Annotated in this window: 13 protein-coding genes; 9 read left to right on the top strand and 4 right to left on the bottom strand. The window is 65.6% G+C overall.

Annotation, left to right across the window (positions count from 1 at the left end):
- Positions 1-2: 2 nt before the first annotated feature.
- Positions 3-626, bottom strand: a complete 624-nt coding sequence (locus tag A5634_RS21920; RefSeq protein ID WP_065146118.1) for a TetR/AcrR family transcriptional regulator — start codon at positions 624-626, stop codon at positions 3-5.
- 176 nt (positions 627-802) lie between these two features.
- Between A5634_RS21920 and A5634_RS28385 the strand changes: the two genes are divergently transcribed.
- Positions 803-928: a hypothetical protein gene (locus A5634_RS28385; protein WP_155769647.1), complete on the top strand. Its 126-nt coding sequence runs from the start codon at positions 803-805 to the stop codon at positions 926-928.
- A gap of 12 nt (positions 929-940) precedes the next feature.
- Here A5634_RS28385 and A5634_RS21915 read toward each other — a convergent pair whose 3' ends face one another.
- On the bottom strand, positions 941-1,393 hold the full coding sequence (locus tag A5634_RS21915) for a DUF1348 family protein (protein WP_065146117.1): 453 nt from the start codon (positions 1,391-1,393) through the stop codon (positions 941-943).
- A gap of 120 nt (positions 1,394-1,513) precedes the next feature.
- On the opposite strand from A5634_RS21915, the gene A5634_RS21910 reads away from it, so the two are divergent.
- The 3 genes from A5634_RS21910 to A5634_RS21900 are packed head-to-tail and all read left to right on the top strand — an operon-like array spanning position 1,514 to position 5,257.
- Entirely contained in the window at positions 1,514-2,734 is a 1,221-nt protein-coding gene (locus tag A5634_RS21910; protein WP_065146154.1) for an acyl-CoA dehydrogenase family protein, read from the top strand.
- A complete protein-coding gene (locus A5634_RS21905) occupies positions 2,727-3,566 on the top strand; it encodes a tyrosine-protein phosphatase (RefSeq protein WP_065146116.1) in 840 nt (279 codons plus the stop codon). The genes A5634_RS21910 and A5634_RS21905 overlap by 8 nt, the downstream gene beginning before the upstream one ends.
- Positions 3,567-3,625: 59 nt before the next feature.
- Positions 3,626-5,257: a PE family protein gene (locus A5634_RS21900; protein ID WP_065146115.1), complete on the top strand. Its 1,632-nt coding sequence runs from the start codon at positions 3,626-3,628 to the stop codon at positions 5,255-5,257.
- Positions 5,258-5,339: 82 nt separating this feature from the next.
- On the opposite strand, the gene A5634_RS21895 is transcribed toward A5634_RS21900, so the two are convergent.
- Positions 5,340-8,537 (bottom strand): PE family protein, encoded by a 3,198-nt coding sequence (locus tag A5634_RS21895; protein ID WP_065146114.1) that lies wholly within the window; start codon positions 8,535-8,537, stop codon positions 5,340-5,342.
- Positions 8,538-8,944: 407 nt separating this feature from the next.
- Here A5634_RS21895 and A5634_RS21890 point away from each other — a divergent pair, with 407 nt between their 5' ends.
- The 5 genes from A5634_RS21890 to A5634_RS21870 all read left to right on the top strand — a co-directional run bounded on the left by A5634_RS21890 (position 8,945) and on the right by A5634_RS21870 (position 16,550).
- Complete coding sequence (locus tag A5634_RS21890; protein ID WP_065146113.1) at positions 8,945-10,603, top strand: PE family protein; 1,659 nt, start codon at positions 8,945-8,947, stop codon at positions 10,601-10,603.
- Between the two features lie 336 nt (positions 10,604-10,939).
- Positions 10,940-11,470 carry an ImmA/IrrE family metallo-endopeptidase gene (locus A5634_RS21885; protein ID WP_065146153.1) on the top strand — a complete coding sequence of 177 codons (531 nt, stop codon included), beginning with the start codon at positions 10,940-10,942 and terminating at the stop codon, positions 11,468-11,470.
- Positions 11,470-12,504 (top strand): hypothetical protein, encoded by a 1,035-nt coding sequence (locus A5634_RS21880; protein WP_065146112.1) that lies wholly within the window; start codon positions 11,470-11,472, stop codon positions 12,502-12,504. Before A5634_RS21885 ends, A5634_RS21880 begins: the two co-directional genes overlap by 1 nt.
- Before the next feature lie 374 nt (positions 12,505-12,878).
- On the top strand, positions 12,879-14,723 hold the full coding sequence (locus A5634_RS21875; protein ID WP_065146111.1) for a PE-PPE domain-containing protein: 1,845 nt from the start codon (positions 12,879-12,881) through the stop codon (positions 14,721-14,723).
- Between the two features lie 99 nt (positions 14,724-14,822).
- Positions 14,823-16,550, top strand: a complete 1,728-nt coding sequence (locus A5634_RS21870) for a PE family protein (protein ID WP_065146110.1) — start codon at positions 14,823-14,825, stop codon at positions 16,548-16,550.
- Here the strand turns inward: A5634_RS21870 and A5634_RS21865 are convergent.
- Positions 16,547-17,515 carry an NADPH:quinone oxidoreductase family protein gene (locus A5634_RS21865; protein WP_065146109.1) on the bottom strand — a complete coding sequence of 323 codons (969 nt, stop codon included), beginning with the start codon at positions 17,513-17,515 and terminating at the stop codon, positions 16,547-16,549. The two genes, A5634_RS21870 and A5634_RS21865, sit on opposite strands and share 4 nt — an antisense overlap.
- Position 17,516 lies beyond the last annotated feature (1 nt).

The raw sequence follows: 17,516 nt of genomic DNA, 5'->3' as shown, positions 1-17,516 counted from the left end.
AGTTAAGGTCCCAGCGGACTGGTCGAGCGGACCGTCTCGTCGCGAATCAGTCCGCGCAGCAGCGCCGTGCTGAACTCGGCCGCAATCTCCTTTGCGGTGCGGCGTCCACTCGGTCGCAACCATCGGTAACTGCCCAGGGTCATCCCGATGTATCCCAGCGCCACCACGTGCGAGTCGCACTGGAAAAACTCGCCGCTGGCGATGCCCCGGTCGATGAGGCCGTGCACGTATTGGTAGACCTGAGCTTCTTTCTCCCGAACCTCGGCAACCTGTTCGCTGGTGAACCACTCGGTGATGTAGGGCTGCTCCTGGAAATAGACAGCAGCACGCTCGGGGTCACTGGCGATACCCGTCAACAATCGCACGGTGTACTGGTAGAGCGCCTCGCGTGCGGTCCAGGACGGGTCGTCGTGCACGGCGGCCAGAGTGCCCTCGGCGGCCTGGCGGTAAATGTCGAACAAAATCAACGCTTTGCTGGCGTAGTAGTGATACACCGTCGCCTTGTTCAACCCGATGACGTCGGCGACGTCGTCCATCCGGGTGCCGTGATAGCCGCGGGCCGCGAACAGTTTGGTGGCGACAGCTAGCAGTTCCTCCCGGCGCGTCAGGCCATTTCCGGATGCCATCTGTTCTCACTTACGTCACTGTCGGTAGGGGCCCGGCCGACCCCCGACACGACTAATTATCAATCAACTAGTTGGACAGTTTATGCAAGACCGCGCCTGTCGCCCCGACCCGGATAGGACTAGACTCGATTAAGCAGCGCCAGTCGCGAGTCGATCATCAGTCGAGAGGTGGAGCAATGGACCCGAGTCCTGACTACGACGGAAGCGACGAGATCGAGTTCTTCTTCAGCTATCTCACCTGGGGCTTGCGCGGTGTCGAGTCCGGCAACGGCTACCCGCCGCCGGGTTACCCGCCCGTCTAGATCACCACAGCTTCACCAAAGCGGAAAGTCCCGGCCGTGCTCGTCCGCGGGGCGGGGGCCGAATAATCGGCGCTCGGATTCGGCGATCGGGACGTCGTTAATGCTGGCCTCCCGCCTCGCCATCAGCCCTTCGGCGTCAAACTCCCACAATTCATTGCCGTAGCTTCGGAACCACTGGCCGGTCCGGTCGTGGCATTCGTATTGGAACCGCACGGCGATGCGGTTGTCGTGGAAACTCCACAAACCCTTGCGTAGTGAATAGTCGAGTTCGCGCTGCCACTTGCGGGTAAGGAACGCGACTATTTCCGCTCTGCCCACGACGTGCTCGTCGCGGTTCCGCCACCGCGAGTCGACGGTGTAGGCCAGGCTGACCCGTTCGGGGTCGCAAGTGTTCCAAGCGTTTTCGGCGGCTTGAACCTTCTGCAGCGCGGTTTCGTGCGTGAAGGGCGGCAACGGCGCAGGCATCCCTCTTTTCTACCGCGAGCAGACACACAATCGCACTACAGAGCGCTCCCACGTGCGATTCTGCGTCTGCTCGCGGGGAGTGGCGACCGCTGTCATATCGTGGCGGGCATGGACTTCGCAATGTCTGCCAAAGCCAGCGACTACCACCAGCGGTTGTCCGACTTCATGACGGAACACGTCTTTCCCGCCGAGGCCGACTACGACAAGTACCGCCACCAGGCCGGTCCCGGTGACCACTCCGTTCCGCCGGTGATCGAGGAACTGAAGGTCAAAGCCAAAGAGCGTGGCCTGTGGAACCTGTTCCTGCCGGACGAATCTGGGCTGACCAACCTGGAATACGCCCCGCTGGCCGAGTTGACCGGTTGGAGCCTGGAGATCGCGCCTGAAGCGCTCAACTGTGCGGCGCCAGACACCGGCAACATGGAGACGTTGCACCTGTTCGCCACCGAGCAGCAGCGCAAGGACTGGCTGGAACCGCTGCTCAACGGCGAGATCCGCAGCGCTTTTTCGATGACCGAGCCCGCGGTGGCCAGCAGCGACGCCCGCAACATCGAAACCTCCATCGTGCGCGACGGCTCCGACTACGTAATCAACGGCCGCAAATGGTGGACCTCCGGTGCCGCGGACCCGCGCTGCAAGATCCTGATCGTGATGGGTCGCACTAACCCCGATGCGGCCAGCCACCAGCAGCAGTCGATGGTCCTGGTGCCGATGGACACCCCGGGTGTGACCGTCGTCCGCTCCACTGGCGTGTTCGGCTGGCAGGACCAGCACGGACACTGCGAGATCATCTACGACAACGTGCGGGTGCCGGCCACCAACCTGCTCGGTGAGGAAGGGGCCGGCTTCGCCATCGCCCAAGCGCGGCTGGGGCCTGGCCGCATCCACCACTGCATGCGCGCGTTGGGCGGAGCGGAACGAGCGCTGGCCCTGATGGTGAACCGCGCCAACAACCGCATCGCGTTTGGTCGTCCGCTCGCCGACCAGGGCTTGGTGCAACACGCAGTTGCCAAGTCCCGCAACGAGATTGACCAAGCCAGGCTGCTGTGCGAGAAGGCGGCGTGGACGATCGACCAGCATGGCAACAGGGCCGCGCATCTGCTGGTGTCGCAGATCAAGGCCGTGGCCCCGCAGGTGGCTTGCGACGTCATCGACCGCGCCATCCAGGTGCACGGCGCCGCCGGGGTCAGCGACGATACCGTGCTGGCCCGGTTGTATGGCTGGCACCGCGCGATGCGGATCTTCGACGGTCCCGACGAGGTGCACATGCGCACCATCGCCCGCACCGAGTTGGGCCGGGAGCAGTCCGGGCTCGCAGCCGCGGTCACCCGTCATGGCTGACCGAGAACTGCCGGGCGCGTGGAACTTTCGTGACGTTGCCGACGGCGCGGCGGCGCTGCGTCCCGGCCGACTGTTCCGGTCCAGCGAGCTGAGCAACCTGGACGACGACGGCCGCGCCGTCCTGCGCCGGCTCGGCATCACCGATGTCGCCGATCTGCGTTCCACCCGCGAACTCAACCGCCGGGGTCCGGGCCAGGTGCCCGACGGCGTCGACGTCCACTTGCTGCCCTTCCCCGACTTAGCCGATGACTCCGGCAATCAAGCCGAGAGCGACGACCCAGACGAGGCACCGCACGAGACCGCGTTCAAGCGACTGCTCACCAACGGCGAATCCGACGAATCCGACGAGGCGATCGAGGCCAACGCCGTGCGGTACATGACCGACGAGTACCGCGAATTCCCTACGCGCAACGGAGCACAACGCGCGGTACACCGGGTATTCACCCTGCTGGCCGCCGGGCGTCCGGTGCTCACCCACTGTTTCGCGGGCAAGGACCGCACCGGCTTCGTAATTGCCACCGTGCTGGAAGCGGTGGGTATGGATCGCGACGTCATCGTGGCCGACTACCTGCGCAGCAACGATGCCGTGCCGCAGCTGCGCGACCGGATCACCGACATGATCGCGCAGCGCCCCGACGTCGAGCTGACACCGGAAGTGATCACTTTCACCAAGGCGCGGTTGTCCGACGGGGTGCTCGGTGTCCGCGCCGAGTACCTCTCGGCCGCATGGCGGACGATCGACGAGTCCTTCGGATCGCTGGACGGTTACCTGCGTGAAGCGGGAATCACCGCGGCGGACGTCACGAGGCTGCGCGGCGCGTTGCTCGGCTGAACCCTATGAGCTAGGCCCAAAGTCCGGACAGCGCAGCGGAATCGACTTACCCTCGACGGGTGTCGTATGTAGTCGCCCAGCCGCCGGCGCTGGCTGCTGCGGCGACGGAGTTGACCGGAATCGGTTCGCTGATCGGCGAGGCGGCCGCGTCCGCGGCAGCTCCCACGACCGCGATTATGACCGCCGCCGCCGACGAGGTGTCGGCGGCTATCGCGGGCTTTTTCGGTGCGCACGGGGCCGAATTCCAGTCGGTCAACCGGCAACTCGGCGCCTTGTACGACGGATTCGTGCAACGGCTGACCGCTGCGGTGAACTACTACGCCAATGCCGAGGCGATCAATACCGCGGCCTTGGTGCAAGGGGCAACCACCGGACTCGTCACGCCGGTCGTAGGGGTGCCCAGCGGCCTCGACGTCGCAATTGTGATGGGCGGCACCGGAATGCCGATACCCACCCCCAAGTACCTCGCGGCCATCAACGAGTTGTTCCTGCCGTCGTTCCCCAGCGTGTCATCACTGGTAACACCCGAGCAGCTCTACCCGATCACCGGCGTGCGCTCGCTGCCGTTGGTGACCTCGGTGCAGCAAGGGCTGCAGGTTCTCAACACCGCCGTCGCAGAGCAGCTCGCCGCCGGCAATCACGTCACCGTCTTCGGCTACTCGCAGAGCGCCATCATCTCGTCGCTGCTGATGCAGCACTACATTTCCCTCGGGCCGAACATGCCGGATCCCAGCATGATCAACTTCATCCTGACCGGCAACGAGATGAATCCCAACGGCGGCATACTGGCCCGGATCCCGGGGCTGAACATTTCCACCATCGGCCTCCCCTTCTACGGAGCCACTCCGGACGGTCCGTATCAGACGACCACCTACACGCTCGAATACGACGGCTTCGCCGACTTCCCGCGCTATCCGCTCAACATCCTGTCCGACATCAATGCCGTGTTCGGCATTCTGACCGTCCACACCACCTATGCGGACCTCACACCCGACCAGATAGCCTCAGCCACCTTGCTGCCGACCGAGGGCCCGACGAACAACAAGTACTACATAATCCCGCATCCGGACCTGCCGCTACTGGACCCGGTGCGGGCCATCCCGGTCATCGGCGATCCCATCGCCGCGCTGGTACAGCCTAATTTGAAGGTGATCGTCAACCTCGGCTACGGCGACCCGAACTACGGCTATTCGACCAGTCCTGCGAACGTGCCAACGCCGTTCGGGTTGTTCCCGAAAGTCCCGCCGGACGTCATCGCCAATGCGCTCATCGCCGGAACCCACCAAGGCCTCAACGACTTCGCGGCCGCCGTGCCGGTCGCGCTCACAACACCGCCCGTGATACCCACGCCAGCCTTCCCACCGCTGATCCAGCAGTACGCGCCGACACCGCCGCCCCCGGTGCCCGCCACCCCGGTGAACATTGCCAACACACTGGCCTCGGTTGTCTCCACCGGCTACTCAGTGCTGTTGCCGACCGCCGACCTGCTCACCGCCTTCGCAACCACCATGCCCGCCTACGACGCCACGCTGTTCTTGAGCCAGCTCGCGCAGGGCAACCTCGTCGACGCGATACAGCTGCCGCTCGCGGCCACGACCGGTCTGGCCGCGCTAGGCGCCATGATCGAGTTCATCGCGGTTGTGGAAGCGGCCATGGAAATCACCCAGGATTTGCAGAGTCTCACTTTCTGAGGCGCCACTTTTTATCCATCGGGCTGACCCGGCACGAAGACCAGTCCTGGTTTGCCAAGGGGATTGCCGAAACATGGCGTCGTTACGGCGTCCCGCCAGCGCCGCCCACGCCACCGGCTCCGCCATTGCGGCCTGAGTTGGGGTACCCGGGCTGGCCCGAGTCGCCCGAGCCGCCCCCGACGCTGTCGCCGCCATCGCCGCCATCGCCGCCGGTGCCGCCGGCGTTGAAGTTGCCGTTGCCACCCGTACCGCCGGATCCGCCGGTACCGCCGACGCCGCCGGTGCTGGTGCCGCCGAAGCCGCCGGCGCCGCCGTTGCCACCGGTGCCGCCGGTGCCGTTGCCCACACCGCCGTTACCGCCAGCACCGCCATTGCCACCGGTGCCGCCGTTACCGCCGATGCTGGTGCCGCCGACGCCGCCAGCGCCGGCAGCGCCGCCATTGCCACCGGCGGCGCCGCCTACGCCGTTGCCACCGTTACCGCCGTTACCACCGTTACCGCCAGTGCCGCCGGTGCCGCCGATGCTGGTCCCGCCGTTACCGCCGTTACCGCCCGTGGCGCCGGCTCCGCTGCTGGCGCCGGGTCTACCGGCCCCACCGCCTCTGCCGGCGTTACCGCCGTTGCCGCCGGTGCCGCCGGTGCCGCCGACCGAGCTGCCGCCACCGCCGCCATCACCGCCGTAGCCGCTGGCCCCGCCGTTGACGCCGTCGATGCCGTTGCCGCCATCGCCACCGTCGCCGCCGGTGCCCCCGGTGCCGGCGGTACCGCCCAGGCCGACACCGCCGCCGGCACCGCCTCTGCCACCGGTGCCGCCGGTACCGCCGTTGCCTCCGACGGTGCTGCCGCCATGTCCGCCGTTCCCGCCGCCTCCCGCTGTGCCGTCGTCGCCTGCGATGCCGCCGTTGCCGCCGTTGCCGCCGTTGCCTCCGGTGCCTCCAGTGCCGCCTTGGCCGCCTTCGCCGCCGTCACCAGCGGTGCCGCCGTCACCGACGTTGCCACCGTTGCCACCGTTGCCGCCGTTGCCGCCGGTGCCCCCGTTGCTGATCCCGCCTGTGCCGCCATTGCCACCGTCGCCGGCGGTGCCGCCGTCACCGGCGGTACCGCCGTTGCCACCATTGCCACCGTTGCCCCAGGTGCCGCGGCCCTCACCGCCGGTGCCGCCGGTACCGCCATGGCCATCCGCGCTGGCGTTCCCACCGGTGCCGCCGGTACCGCCAGTGCCGACGGCACCGCTGATGCCGCCAGCGCCGCCGTTGCCGCCATTTGTGCCGTTGCCGCCATTGCCGCCATTGCCGCCGTTCCCGAATATGTCACCGTTGTTGTTGCCGCCGTTGCCTCCGTCGCCGCCGTCGCCAAAGTCGCTCGCGCCGCCGTTGCCGCCGTCGCCGCCGTTTGTACCGTTGCCGCCGTTGCCACCTTGGCCGCCGTTGCCACTGACGCTGTGGCCGCCGGAGCCGGCGTGCCCGCCAGCGGCGCCGGTGCCTCCGTTACCGCCGGTGCCGCCGTTACCGCCAGTGCCCGTGCCGCCTTCGCCACCGGCACCCCCAGAGCCGTCAAGCCCTGCGCGACCACCGTTGCCGCCGTCGCCGCCATTGCCGCCATTGCCGCCTGCATACCCGTTGCCGCCGGTGCCGCCGGTGCCGCCGGTGCCTCCGCTGCTAGCGATGCTGTTGCCGCCGGCGCCAGCATTGCCGCCGTTGCCTTGGTTGGCGGTGTTGCCCATATAGTCGCTGCCGCCGGTTCCGCCGGCGCCGCCGTTGCCGCCAAAGCCGCCGTTGATTCCATTGCCACCAGCGGAGCCGGTGCCGCCGGCGCCGCCGAGCCCTCCGCTACCGCCATGGGCTCCGCCAGCACCTCCCTCGCCGCCGGTGCCGCCGCTACCCCCGGTACCACCGGTGCCGTTGGTGTTGAAGGCTCCGCCGGCACCGGTGCCGCCGGTCCCGCCGGTCCCACCGTTTCCGACATTGCCGCCAGCTCCTCCAACGCCGCCAGCGCCGCCGTCTTGGCCAAACACCAGGCCGTCGGCGCCCTTGCCGCCAATTCCACCGTTGCCGCCAGTGGTCGGGGTATGGCCGTCGGCACCAGTGACACCGGTAACCGAACCGGCCCCGCCGGCTCCACCTGACGCCCCCTTTCCGGGGTTACCCCCGGCACCGCCGACGCCGCCGATTCCGGTGCCATTGTTGGCGTAGGTGCCGGTCGCTCCCGCCCCGCCATCACCAGGTGCCCCACCGTCACCACCTTTCCCGCCATTTCCGCCGGCACCTTGGGTCGCGGTGTGGCCGAACAGGCCCGAAGCCCCGCCGACGCCGCCGGCGCCCCCGCTCCCGCCGGCACCGGCCTCACCGCCGGCTCCCCCGGCTAGACCGTTGGCACCCGGGCTGCCGCCGACCGCGCCGGTCGCACCGGACCCACCTGCACCACCCAGGCCGCCGTCCCCACCGACGCCACCGGCTCCGCCAGACCCGATCAGCTGACCGCCTGCACCGCCAGCACCGCCGACCCCACCGAAGCCGCCAGTGCCACCGGCACCACCAGGATCACCGGGTGAACTGCCCGCGCTACCAGCCTCGCCGGCCGCACCCGCAGCGCCTGCCCCACCGGCGCCTCCCTGACCGATCAGCCACGCTCGTCCACCAGTCCCGCCGTTGCCGCCGCTCTGGCCGGATGTGGCGCCCGCCCCGCCACCGCCACCGGGACCGCCGTCGCCGATAAGCCATCCGCCGGCGCCACCGGCGCCACCCGCGGCTCCGACGCCGCCGGTTCCGCCGGCACCGCCGCGGCCCGCTAACCCAGCAGCACCTCCGGCGCCGCCGGTCAGCCCTGGCGCGGTCTGCGAATAACCGTCGCCGCCATTGCCGTACAGCAACCCGCCCGCCCCACCATCGGGATGAGCCGCCGTCCCGTTGGCGCCATTACCGATCAGCGGGCGCCCCAACAACAACTGGGTGGGCGCGTTGATCGCACCGAACACGTCGCGCTCGAGCGCCTGCGACCACACATTGGCCGCCTCGGCACCGGCATACGCCGCACCCGCAGCGGCGAGCGCTTGGACGAACTCGTTGTGAAGGACCGCCGCCTGAGCGCTTAGCGCCTGGTACTGGCGGCCATAGCCAGCAAATGCCTCAGCAATCACGACCGATACCTCATCTTGGGCGGCGGCCAGCAACTGGGTGGTCGGCGACGCCGTCGCACCAGCTGCACTCCACAGCACCCAACCGATATCGGCGACATCCACGGCGGCCGAAGCGAGCACTTCCGGGATCGCCACCAACGACATATTGAGACCCGTTTCTTTAGTGGAAGCCGACGGCCTAGCAAACTGGCCGGACGGCCCAAAATTAACATGTTGACGGCGTTGCGATTTTGGATTTGGCCAAGACCAGCCGGCCAGTCAGAGGCACCATCGGGCATCGATTGAATCCGTCGGCAGCGTTCGGATAGCGGGGGCGGCGGGCCTGGCGAGCGCCTGCCACTGTCGCGCCAATGCGTCGGCCAGACCAGGTCCCCATCATCCTGGCAATGACGAGTTTGATTTCCTGATCGCACGGCCTGAGCTGACGCTAAACGCCAGACAGTTCCGCGATATCCCTCTACGCTGACGACCAGTTTGATCCGGCTCAGATAGGGTGCCGATCGTTTATTCCGCGCTATTTCGTGGCTAAGTCGATGAGAAGGGTTGTGCCCATGTCGTTTCTGCTTGCTGAGCCAGAGATCATGGCGGCGGCCGCTACGAATGTCGAGGGGATCGGATCGGCGCTCAAAGCGGCCAGCGCGGCGGCGGCGGGACCCACTTCACGCGTGCTGGCCGCGGCCGGTGACGAGATATCGGCTGCCATCGCCAATCTGTTTGGCGCGTACGGCGACGAGTTCCAACTTCTGCACGCTCAGCTGGCAACGTTCCAGAGCGAATTCCAGCAGTCGCTAGCCGCGGCGGCGAGCACCTACGCGAACGCCGAGGCGGCTATCGCCACCGGCCTGCAGGGACTGTTGGCAGCTCCCGCCGCACCGGCCCTGGGGGCTACCGCCGCCGCGCTCCCGCCGTTCCCGCCCAATCCGGTGTCAATCATCATGGGCGGCACCGGAGTTCCGATCCCGACACAGAAACTGATCGATGGAGCTCTGAGCCTTTACATCCGGCCAGACGTCCTGAATCCCACCGTCCCCTTCCCACTCGTCACGCCCGAAGAGCTCTACCCGCTGACCGGGGTGCGGAGCATGACGCTGAATGCGTCGGTGCAGGAGGGGTTGACCATCCTGCACAACACCCTCACGGAACAACTCGCCAACCCCGCGAACAAGGTCACCGTTTTCGGCATATCGCAGAGCGCGGTCATCGCGTCGCTGGAAATGCAGAAGCTCGCGGCGATGGGTAATCCGTACCTCGGCCAGCTCAACTTCGTGCTGACCGGCAACGAAATGAACCCCAACGGCGGCATGCTGTCGCGCTTCCCGGGCTTGTCACTGCCGGCTCTGGGGCTGGATTTCTACGGCGCGACACCCTCGAACACGCCTTACCCAGTGGCCAATTACACCCTCGAATACGACGGCTTCGCCGACTTCCCCCGCTACCCGCTGAATTTCATCTCCGACCTCAACGCGCTCGCGGGCATTATTTTCGTGCACCCCACCTATTTCCAGCTCACCGCGGCCCACGTCGACAGCGCTGTTCAGCTACAGACTTCACCCGGCTACACCGGGAACACCAGCTACTACATGATTCCCACCGAGAACCTGCCGCTGCTGGCGCCGCTGCGAGCGCTGCCGGTGATCGGGGACCCATTGGCCAACCTGGTCCAGCCGAGCCTGAAGGTGATGGTCAACCTCGGTTACGGCGACCCCTACCACGGCTACTCGACGAGCTACGCCGACGTGCCCACTCCGTTCGGTCTGTTCCCGGAGGTGTCCCCGGACGTCGTCGCCAACGCGTTGGCTGCCGGAGTCCAACAGGGCGTCAACGACTTCACGCGCGACCTCCAGCACTTGGCGGCAAACCCGCCGACCTTGCCGAGGTTCGCGGCACCGACGCCCACCGATCTCATGACCACCGCGGCGAACCTCCCCACGCCAGAGAAGATCGTGAACACGGCCGCGACGATCATCTCCACCGACTACGCGGTGTTGCTGCCCATGGCCGACATAGGCCTGTCGTTCGCAACGGCGATGCCGCTCTACAACGCCCAGCTCTTCTTGCAGCAACTCGCCCAGGGCAATCTGATCAACGCGATCGGCTACCCGCTCGCGGCGGACATCGGGCTGGCCACCATTGCTGGCGGGGTCGGAGCGCTCACTGTGCTGTCGGCGATCAGCAGCAACGTCAAAGACATCCAGTCGCTGATCCCCTGAACGCCGGCCGTCGGCGACGGCGGTGACAATAATGGCGGCACCGACCGTCGATATTGTCCGCGCGCGGGTATTGGACAGCGCCGCATGAGGGCTGACGCGGTAACCGTCGCCAAGTAGCCAGCTTTCGCGGCTCCGCCAATGTCGGCGCCTCGCCTTAAGCTGAGGTCGTTTTGATGGGCAGAGTGTCTAGTGTCGGCGGCGGGCCTGGCGCACTAGTCTCCGCAGTACCGATACGCGAATACCCAGTCACCCCGTCCAAGAGCCGGCGCAGGTGCGATGCAACTCGCACTACACGCCGCCGAAGAACGCGGGATGATTGAGGTGGAGGTGCACGCGATGAGTGTGATGAGTGAGGGTGCAGTAGAGGCACCGCGATCGAGGCTGTCGTACTCGGCGATCGCGATGTATGCCGAGCAGATCGCACACGAACACAAAGTCATCAACGAATGTGGCTATGTCGACGTACATGCACTGCTCAAGAAGCTTGGTGGTGAGATCGAGGTCGACAACCGCGCTGAGTCGCTCGAAGTGCGGGAGCCGGGTGATTTCACTGTAATCATCCCTACGCACACTTCACGGCTGCGTGACAGGTTCACGATTGCCCATGAGCTGGGCCACTACTTCCTGCACTACCGAGCCCCTGGAAATCATCGTGTCGGTGAGCGAACATCCACGTTCACGCGCTTGGGCAGCAACGTCGCCGAGACTCAGGCAAATGTGTTCGCGTCGAACCTCTTGATGCCCGCGGACCACTTCAAAGATGTGTTCGTCCGGCAGGGCTGCAACCTCGTGCCGGTCGCTGAGCACTTCGAGGTATCAGTCCCGGCGGCGAAGGTCCGCGCCGAGTATCTCGACCTCATCACCTGATGGCGGCTGGCCTCAATCAAGACGGTTCCATACTTTTCCTCTCCTGCGATCTGCAGAACTCAACCCAGTTCAAGCAGAAGAGCGAAGGCGGATGGATTGCGACTTTCCTCGCCTTCTACAGCGAGTTTCCCTCGCTGCTGGCAAACAAAATTACCGACTCATATCCGGTTCTGAGGGACCGTCTCTCGCTGTGGAAGGCCATTGGCGACGAGTTGATTTTCTTGGTCACGATTCAGTCGGAGCAAGAGTGCAGCGATGCCATTGACGCGTGGACAGCCACGATGCTCGAGTTCGAGATCCAACACCTGCTGGGGAAGACACCGATGACGCTTAAAGGAGGAGCGTTCTTAGCGACCGTCCCTGCACCCGATCGTCGTGTTGCGATCCCTCGCACAATCCAGATCTCCGACGGCGGATCGCAGATCGACGTGGAGGAGACGAACGAAGCGACACTCAACAGTGCCGACACCGCTGAGGCCTTCGGCATCAACTTCGCTATGGACTTCGTCGGTCCGAGCATTGACACTGGATTCCGCGTCCTTAAGTTTGCCGCGCGCAGCTACTTCGTGCTGACCGTCGAGGTCGCTCATCTTCTGTTCAAGCACTACAACGACGACAAAACCAAGCGCGGCCGTGCGGCATACCTCCTCGGAACGCACTCTCTCAAGGGTGTCTGGGGCGGCAGGCCCTACCCGGTGTTCGCGATCGCGCGGTCGTTGGAGGCCGCCACTCCTGAGCAACTGCTCGCCAAAGCGTTCGGGAACGGCGACAACCCCGGCCTAGTCACCAATGAGTACCCGCACCGCACACCCAGCGAGGTTCTCGAGGCGATCGAGGCATACCGCAGCGCTGCTGCGTGGCAGGGCGCCATTCACGCGCCGGAAGCACACGAGCCTGACTTCAAGAAGCATCAGCCAGTCCTCGACGTTCGTCAGTACCTCGACAACCTCAACGACACGTCCGAGGATCCTCTCAACAGTGCGGAGGATTGGGGCGAGGAGGACGCGCTCGGCGACGACCTCCCCCGAGACTGAGGACCACCACGAATTTCAATGTACGAGGGGCTGTGTAGGTTCTTCTTACTTAGTGTCGACTGCCTCACCACAAGGTCGGTTTCGCGAACCCGACAGCGATGGTCTCGCCGCATCTCGCAGACCAGCGCTTCAAGCTCGACGCTGATCCGACCCCTTAAGGTGGGCATCGTGACTGAGCGGCCAACGTCCAGGGTGACGTTGCGTAGCCACTGATCCCCTAAAAAATATTTAGACAGCAAAAGCACTATGCGTTTGGCCTGAGCGATCTAGTCTGACACTGCCGGGCTCCGCGATGACCGACCGTGCCGCGTGAGCGAGCCCTGGCGATAACCGTATAACTGCCGAAATACCCTGGCTGTGAAGGGGATTGACTTATGTCGTACTTGACGACGCAACCGCAACTGCTCAGCGCCGCCGCCGAAAATCTGGCCGGTATCCGGACCGCCCTCGCCGAAGCCAATGCGGCGGCGGCGGGTTCGACGACTGGTCTGGCGGCCGCCGCAGCGGACGAAGTGTCGGCGGCGGCGGCCCAGGTGTTCCGCGCTTTCGGTGTGGAATACCAGGACGTCGTCAGTCAAGCGGCGGTCTTCCACGAGCAGTTCCAGCAGGCGCTGTCGGGGGCCAGCATCGCCTACGCGGAATCGGAGGTCCTCAACGCTGCCGCGGTGGGCGGCGCGCTCGCCGCCGCCTCGCCGATCGAGGCGCTTCTCGCCCCGGTGCTCGCGCCACTGCAGCCGCTGGTCACTCCCGTCCAGTCTCTGCTGGGCCCGTTGTTCGCGCCGTCCGCGAGTCCCGGCGGTGGCGGGACGCCGGTCAGCACGCCCTTGCCACTGGTCGGGATGTACGACAAAGCGTTGATCATGACCGGCAGCGGCACACCGATACCGTCGCTGGATTACATGGCCAGCGTCCGGCCGTGGATGCGGTTCGGGATCGCCGACCCGTTGTCGATACCGCTGAACACTCCCGAGGGGCTGTACCCACTCACCCAAATCAAGGACCTGCCGCTGAGCCAGTCGGTCCAGCTGGGCACACAGATGCTGCACAACGCGCTGTTCTCACCCACCGGCCTGATCACGAAAGGCGATTCGGTATCGGTGTTGGGCTACTCGCAGAGTGCCATCCTCTCCTCGATGGAGTTGCGCAATCTGGTGGCGATGGGCAGCCCACACACCGCAGACCTCAGCTTCACCCTGCTGGGCAATCCGATGGCTCCCAACGGCGGGCTGCTCTCCCGCTTCCCCGGCCTTAACATGCCGGCCCTGGGGCTGGAATTCTTCGGCCCGACACCGGCCAACACCGGTTACCAGGTCAACACGTTCTCGCTGCAATACGACGGCTACACCGACTTCCCGAAGTACCCGATCAACTTCCTGGCCGACCTCAACGCGTTCCTGGGCATCCAATCCATTCACGGCGATTACCCGAGCATCATCAGTTCGACGGGCCAGCTCGCACCGGGCTACAAGATGCTCGAATTGCCGGTCTCCCCTGGTAACACCACCGACCACTACTACATGATCACTTACGACGGCCTGCCCCTGGTGCAGCCGCTGCGAGCCATTCCCGGCATCGGAAACGCCCTGGCGGACCTGGTCGAACCCAACCTGACGTACCTGGTCAACTGGGGCTACGGCGACCCGCACTACGGCTACTCGACCGGCTACGCCGACGTGCACACCCCGTTCGGCCTGATCCCACCGATCCCGGAGAACTTCGTCGGCGACCAGATCGCCCTGGCCGGCCAGGGGCTCAACGCCTTCGCCGGTCACTTCACCGCGCCGGCACTGTCGTCGTTGACCGACCTGCTGCCCAGCGGCGGCGGAGGAGGCGGTGGGGGCGGAGGCCTTTCACTGCCGTTCGCCTTGCCACCGACGACCGGCTTCTCGGCCAACAGCATCTTCGACGCGATCAGGTCGGCGAACACGAACATCACCACCGCGATCACGAGTGCGGCGGCCGACGGCTACGCGTTGGCGCTGCCGACTGCAGACATTGCGAACACCATCGTCACCACGCTGCCGTCGTACAACTTCAACCTGTTCCTGGACGGCATCGAGCAGGCGGTCAACGGCGATCCGATGGGGCTGGTGAATGCATTCGGCAATCCGATCGCCGCGGATGTCGCGTTGTTGACCCTGGCCGGTGGCTTCCAGACCATCGTGACGATCGACACCATCTCGTCGGTGATCGGCGACCTCACCGGTGCGGCCGACTGAAAGTTCTTGCGCTTTAGTAAAACTGCGCACGTAGGACGCCATTGGATCTAGGCTGACCTTGCCGCTGCGGCAGGGGGGCCTCGTCACGAAGGATGGTCGATGTCGTACTTGTCAGTGCAACCGGACGTGATTTCCAGCGCCGCAACGAATTTGGCGGAGATTCGGACGGCGGTGTCCGCGGCCAGTGCGGCCGCGAGCGGTCCGACCACCGGCCTGCTCTCGGCGGCCGCCGACGAGGTTTCCGAGGCCGTCGCGCAGTTGTTCGGCGCGTACGGCGCGGAATACAACGCGGCCATCGCCAAAGTGGGGGCGCTCCAAGAGGAATTCGCCCGCACGCTAGCCGCCGGCGGGCTCGCCTATCTCGAGACTGAGATCGTCAACGCGGCGTCGAATGCCTTGAGTCCGATTCTCTCGCCGCTCAAATCACTGCTCAGCGAGGCCGCAACCGCTCCGGCGGCCGCGATCACCCTGGTGATGGGCGCCAGCGGGTACCCGATCCCGATCGAGGACTACATCCAAGGAATCCCGCCCCTGTACATCGACCCGTTTTATACCGGGGGCATCAATATCGGCATCAACACCCCCGAGGGGCTGTATCCCCTAACCGGCATCAAGGACTTGACGTTCGATGTGTCGGCGGCGCGCGGGCTGACGATCCTGGACAACGCCATCACCGCGGCATTCGGCCAACTCGGCGCCACCTCGGTCAACGTCTTCGGCTATTCGCAGAGCGCGGTCATCGCTTCGATGGAAATGATGGCGCTGAACCCCACCAACACGCTCGGGGGCGGCCCGGCAAACCTGAACTTCACGCTGGTCGGCAATCCGAGCAATCCGAATGGCGGTCTGCTGGCGCGCTTCCCGGGACTTGCGTTGCCGAGCCTGGGCTTGGATGTGTTCGGCATCGCGACCCCTGACAATTCCTTCCCCACACGTATCTTCACCATCGAGTACGACGGATTCGGCGACTTCCCGCAATACCCGCTCAATGTGCTGTCCGATATCAACGCGTTCCTGGGAATCATCGAGTTGCACGGTCGCTACCCGTTCCTGTCGGGCATGGAGTTGACGGTGCCGCCGGGCGGCACGGCCGTCGAGCTGACGAACACCGTCGGACCGGTCCAGACGCACTACTACATGATCCCCACCGAGAACCTGCCCATTCTGTCTCCGCTGCGTGCCATCCCGATCATCGGCAACCCGCTGGCGGAACTGATCCAGCCCGACATGCGTGTCCTCGTGAACCTCGGCTACGGCAGCACTACCCACGGGTGGTCGCCGGATGCTCCGAATGTGCCAACCGAGTTCGGGGTATTCCCGCCGGTTCCGCCGGGCGAAATCGTCGCCGCGCTCGCCGCCGGGACTCAGGAAGGGATCGTCAATTTCTCCCACGAAGTCTCGCTGATCACGCCGTCGCACTTCACCGCCCTGATCCCGACGGTGGACACGGTAAAGCTTGGCCAGCTGGCAACCGGCGCGCAGTACTCGTTCGCGTCACCGCAGAATTTCATCCAAACGTTGCTGGCGGCCAACCTCAAGCTCGGCTATGCCAGTTCGGCCATTGCCGGGTCGGCCTACGCCACGGTGCTCCCGACCACCGATATCGTCAACGCGGCCGTGACCGCCATTCCGGCCTACAACATCGACCTGTTCGGGCGCGGCCTACTGCAAGCGTTCAACGGCGATCCCGTCGGCGGACTGATCAACGCCTTCGGCAAACCGATCGCGGCGGACATCGGCTTGGCCGTTCTGATGGCAGGTTTCGAGGTGCGCGTTTTCCAGCACGCTGCCAGCGACATCGCCGACGAGCTCAGGGCCCTGCTTTAAGGCTCCAGGACGACCTTGCCGAGCACGCCGCCGTCGTCCAGATATTGCAGCGCGGCGCGCGCTTCGGACAGCGGATAACGTTGCGGCGGAGGCGGTCTCAGGCCCAGCGACACCAACTGGTTGAGACCGGCCGAAAACAGCACCGCCGAACCGGGGACCTTGGTGAGGTATTCGCCCCACGCGACGCCCAGCACGCCGATATTGCGCAGCAGTAGCCGGTTGACACTTAGTGTCGGCACGCTGCCCGCGGCGAACCCGATCACCAGCAGCTTGCCGTCGATCGCCAGCGCGCGAATCGCGTCGTCGAAGGTGCGGCCACCGATCGGGTCGACGACGATGTCAACCCCTTGGCCGTTGGTGTATTCATGCACCCGGTCCACCCAGCCGGGGGCCAGGTGCAGCACTTGGTCGGCGCCTAGCGCGCTGACGTAGTCGATCGCGGTTTCGCGGTGTACCACGGCGATTACCTGACTGGCGCCCAACGCCTTGGCAATCTGGATGGCCGCGGTACCGACCCCGCCGGCCGCGCCGAGCACCAACACCGTCTGGCCGGGCCGCATCACGGCGCGACGGGACAGCGCGAAATACATGGTGTTGTAGTTCACCAGCAACGACACCGCTTCGGCGTCGTCGAGCTCGGCGGGACTGCGAATCACGTTGGAAACCGGAACGGCGACCTGCTCGGCGTAGCAGCCGAGCACACCAAAGGCCGAAACACGTTCGCCCACACGGAAACCCGAATCGGCCGGTGCCGAACGCACCACACCGGCCGTCTCCATTCCGGGCACGAACGGCGGCGGCAACTTGAGCTGATACTTGCCTCTGGTCAACAGCAGATCGGGAAAGCAGACGCCCGCGGCGCGCACCTCGATGACGATGTTGCCACCGCCATCGGGTACGTCGTCGATATCGGTGTAGACAACCCCGGACGGACCCGAAAGCTCTTGTACGACTGAGGCTTTCATC

Origin of the sequence: Mycobacterium asiaticum (assembly GCF_001673365.1) — a bacterium.
GTDB classification, from domain to species: Bacteria; Actinomycetota; Actinomycetes; order Mycobacteriales; family Mycobacteriaceae; genus Mycobacterium; species Mycobacterium asiaticum_A.
Note: the sequence above shows the minus strand (reverse complement) of the source record. Positions and strands in the feature narration are given on the sequence as shown.